The organism is Polymorphospora sp. NPDC050346 (assembly GCF_040655695.1).
Taxonomy (GTDB): Bacteria; Actinomycetota; Actinomycetes; order Mycobacteriales; family Micromonosporaceae; genus Polymorphospora; species Polymorphospora lycopeni.
Map to the genome: position 1 here is coordinate 1 of NZ_JBFAKM010000090.1, position 4262 is coordinate 4262.

Sequence of the window (4262 nt, forward strand, 5' to 3'; positions counted from 1 at the left end):
CGGAGATCATGGCTGCAGACCCTGATCTCCGCCACCAATCCAACAAGTTGGAGACCTCTCTGACGCCAACGCCTTGACACAGAGAGGTGCCGTTCGCGAGACAGTCCCCACGACGGGCCGGGGGCCGGGCGCCGTGCCTGAGGAGAAGCTCTATCTGCTCAGTAGGTTCCGCCGAAGAAGGGCCTGGCGCTGTGCCTCGGCCTGTTGCGCAGAGGATGGTGGGACGGGCTCGGGTCGGCGCGGGGCACGGAGCGCGTTGAGTCGAAGCCCGTAACCGCATCGCGAGGTGGCCTTGATGACCAGTGGCGCGGCCGGAGGTGCGGGCCAGGCGAGGAAGTGGAACCGTTCACCTGACTGGTCGATCACCTGATCGTAGTGACGGTCCCGGCCGCTTGCGTGAATGCGTACGCGATAGTGGCCAGGACCGTATGGGCTTAGGCCGGGAAGCAGCGGGCGGGGGTCGGAGGGGCCGTAGGTGAGTTGCTCGACGGATAGCGATGCGTTGGGGACGTAGAGGCTGATCTCTGCGACGTCGTCCCAGGAGTCAATGTCCGCCCATTGCTCGGCGGTATCCAGTCCGACCGGATGTTCGAGTGCCTGGGCGGTGACGGCGACGTAACCCCGGTCGATGCCCGCGTGGATCAGTGCGGCTGACTCCATGACGCCGGCCAGCCCTGTGGAGTAATCCATCGTCTCCAGGGGCGTACTGGCCTCGCGGTCAGCCAGGAAGAAGCCGTGGTCTTGGACGTAGATGCTCGCCGGGTCGGTCACCATGTCGCCAATCCTGCCTCATCCGTCGCTATCGCAAGCGGCGTCGCGGGATGCCGCTGGTTCCGGCACCCGCGACGCCGTGGCTATCGCGTTCTGCGGCGTCAGCTGCCAATTCCTACGCGGTAGGGGTCACCGCCGAGGACTCTGTAGTCGTAGTAGAAGGCGGCCATGAGGGCGCCCTGGGCGCTGTTTTCGGTTGCGGTGATCATGCAGGCGCTCACGCCCGTCGGCCCGGTAACGCCTGTCGGGGCGTTGATGTTGCATCCGGTGAAGGTGCGCCGGGTGCCGCCGAACGCGAGGCCCTGGTAGGTCGTTGCCAGCGGATACTCGTCACAGTTCTTGCCCGCGATGCTCGGCGCGTCACCGCAGGCAAGGTTCCGGTTCTGGTTGATGTCGGCGTCGTTGACGTTGCGGTTGAGTGGGTCGGAGAGGGTGCCGCCGGGAAGCCCGGAGTTCTGTGCGAGGTCGACGTGGGTTGCCAGGGACGGATACCGGCTCATGCTGTAGATGACCTCGGCCGGGTACCACGGGATCACACAGCCGACACGAGCTGGTCGATTGAGGTTGGCGCCGATTGCGTTGTCGCAGGACATTTCGTTCATCGCTGAGGATGCCCTTGCCAGCGGGTAGCCGGTCGGGAGGACCGACAGATTCCACGTCGTCGTGCAGTAGCCGATCGCGTTCGCGGCCGTCGCGGTCGTCCTGGCTCCGGCTTCCCCGACGCGGCTGACGTTGTTCATCGGTGACAGCGACTGGACGGGGAAGGACGAAACGCCGTCGGTTACACAGTCGCCGGCGACGGAGAGAGTTCCGGTGACGGTGGAATTGACCGCGTCTCCCCATCCGGTCCACGGCGCTACGCCGATCTGGTGGATCCAGTTGGGCAGATCCGCCGATCCGTACGTGTAGTCGTAGACGTCGACGCTCAGCTCACCGGTGATCTGAGTGTTCCCGTTGACCGTCCGCCGAGTCGTCAGAACCAGACCTGTGACCCGGCATACCTCGGTGCGGCTGCCCGCAATCGAGGCGCCGCCACTGCCAGCGCACCAGGACGGGAAAGGCACTGGGGCCAAGGTAGTGATGGGCGCGGGCCGGCCGCTGGGCTTGGACACAGCGATGCACACCGATCGGTTGGCGGACGTATCGGTGCAAGTTTCGCCTGGCAATGCCAGTGCTTGCGGTACAGCGTTTGCGCCCGGACGTGCGATCGGCATGCTGCTGGGCTTGACGAGTGCATCTGGTGAGGCGACAGTTTCCAGTGCTCTGGAGCCGGTCGGATTGGCGGCAGTCGCGGGTGAAGGCGTTGCGACGGCAGACGCGGTAATGAGAACGAACGCTGCCAGGATCCTCGGCGCCGTCCCCCAGGTGTTTCGGACGCGCAGCCCCTTACGCACGCGCATGCAGTGCTCCCCTCGTGATCGCTGGATATCGGCGATGAGCACATCCATCGAAACATGCGTAACTCTGAGTATCAACCCCGGATACTCTCCGCTGTGAGTGGGCTGAAAGTGCCCTGCGACCGCCCTGGCCAACCCGCGAGCCGGCGCATGCCTGCTCGTCGTCAGCGACGGTGAGTTCGGGCCCAGCGAAACCATCGACGGCCAAGCGCGCCTCGACCACCTGATCTGCAACGGTTGCGGCCTGCTCTGGGTCGGCCCATCCAGCTTTCGCCCCCTCAATGGCGCCCACATCACTGTTCTCGGCAACCCCGTCGATGCCGGGCGACTCGTCGCCCGCACCGCCGCCACCGCCCTGTGCAACACCTGGCTAAGTGGTGGTGATCGTTAGTTCGTCGGGGGTTGTGTCCAGGCGGTGGGGTCGTTGAGGTAGAGGCCGCACGCGCAGTCGAGGGCTTGTTCGGGGCTGCCGGCGGGTAGTCCGTTGGGCAGGATGGAGTCTTCGTAGCCGTCGCGGCTGGCGAGGTAGATCGCGAAGCCCCAGATGCTGGCTGAGCCGCCGTAACGTAGCCGGCATAACTGCAGGGTGGTGCCGTTGGGGAGTTGGCCGTCGATGTAGGCGAACACGCCGCGCCATCGCACGGATACCGCTGTCAGGGCGGGCCAGCGGGTTGCGGCGTGCCGCGTGAGGCGTTGACGCAGGCTGGTCTTGGTCGATTCGGGCGGGGGCTTGGCCACGGGGGTCATCCTGCCTCACCGTTGCCGCGGTGTGTCGGTGCTGGTCGGGCACCCGGCCGGGTGGCAGAACATGTCGATGCCCTTGTCGAGTCCCTGTCCGATCGTCCTGTCGGTTGACGAGCGGGCCGGCCTGTATGCGCTGGCCCGCCGACCCACGGCGGCGTACCGCACGGTGCTGCGGGCCCGGATCGTGCTGGCCGCGGCCGATGGCGGCAGCAACGCCGCGATCGCCGCCGGGCTGCGGCTGCATGTGGACACGGTCCGTAAATGGCGGGGACGGTTCTTCACCCATCGGTTGCAGGGGTTGAGCGACGCGCCCCGTGCCGGTCGGCCCCGCCGGTTCACCGACGTGCAGGCGGCGCAGGTCAAGGCCCTGGCCTGCGAGTTACCGGCGGAGCGTGGGGTGCCGCTGTCGCGGTGGAGCGCGGCCGATCTGGCCGACGAGGCGGTCGCGGCCGGGGTCGTGGACGACATCTCGCCAGCGACGGTGGCCCGCTGGCTGGCCGCCGACGCGATCAGACCCTGGCGGCACCGGTCATGGATCTTCCCCCGGGATCCCGACTTCGCCGCCAGGGCCGCCATCGTGCTGGACCTGTACGCCCGGACCTGGCAGGGCCGCCCCCTGGGCGAGGCGGATTTCGTGATCAGCGCGGACGAGAAAACCTCGATCCAGGCCCGCTGCCACTGCCACCCGAGCCTGCCACCTGGCCGGACACGGCTGATGCGTGTGGAACACGAGTATCAACGCGGCGGTGCGCTGGCCTACCTGGCCGCACTGGACGTCCACCGGGGCACGGTGTCCGGCCGCTGCGAGTCCTCGACCGGGATCGCCCCGTTCGCCCGCCTGGTCGAGCAGGTCATGACCAGCGAACCCTACGCCTCGGCCGACCGGGTGTTCTGGATCGTCGACAACGGCTCCTCCCACCGCGGGCAGGCATCCACCGACCGCATCACCGACAAATGGCCCACCACACGACTGGTCCACCTACCCGTCCACGCCTCCTGGCTGAACCAGATCGAGATCTACTTCTCCATCGTGCAACGCAAGGTCGTCACCCCGAACGACTTCCACGACCTGACCGACGTCGAAGACCGGCTCGCGGCGTTCCAGGACCACTACAACCTCGGCGCGCGACCGTTCAACTGGCGATACACCAAGAAAGACCTCGATGCCACATTCGAACGCCTGGCCACCTACAAACCCCGCACCACCGCTATTTAACCCCCGACGAACTAACGATCAGCACCACTTAGCTTGTCGTTTAAGTGCGCCACGAGCGCGGAGGGTGAGGTCGATGTAGGGGATCTCATTTGACGCGGTGCTGTGCAGGAGATGAAGGTTTTGTGGCCCTTCGG

4 protein-coding genes are annotated in these 4262 nt (G+C 66.5%); 1 reads left to right on the top strand and 3 read right to left on the bottom strand.

Annotated features, from left to right (window positions below; translation table 11 throughout):
- Positions 1 to 150: 150 nt before the first annotated feature.
- The 3 genes from AB0I42_RS37090 to AB0I42_RS37100 form a co-directional block, all read right to left on the bottom strand.
- The gene (locus AB0I42_RS37090; RefSeq protein WP_357544455.1) at positions 151 to 774 is read right to left on the bottom strand and encodes a hypothetical protein; all 624 of its coding nucleotides are present in this window, start codon (positions 772 to 774) and stop codon (positions 151 to 153) included.
- A gap of 98 nt (positions 775 to 872) precedes the next feature.
- Entirely contained in the window at positions 873 to 2219 is a 1347-nt protein-coding gene (locus tag AB0I42_RS37095) for a hypothetical protein (protein ID WP_357544456.1), read from the bottom strand.
- A 336-nt stretch (positions 2220 to 2555) separates the two neighbouring features.
- Positions 2556 to 2795 (bottom strand): hypothetical protein, encoded by a 240-nt coding sequence (locus AB0I42_RS37100; RefSeq protein WP_357544457.1) that lies wholly within the window; start codon positions 2793 to 2795, stop codon positions 2556 to 2558.
- 181 nt (positions 2796 to 2976) lie between these two features.
- Between AB0I42_RS37100 and AB0I42_RS37105 the strand changes: the two genes are divergently transcribed.
- Positions 2977 to 4128 (top strand): IS630 family transposase, encoded by a 1152-nt coding sequence (locus AB0I42_RS37105; RefSeq protein ID WP_357544458.1) that lies wholly within the window; start codon positions 2977 to 2979, stop codon positions 4126 to 4128.
- The last annotated feature ends 134 nt before the right edge of the window (positions 4129 to 4262 follow it).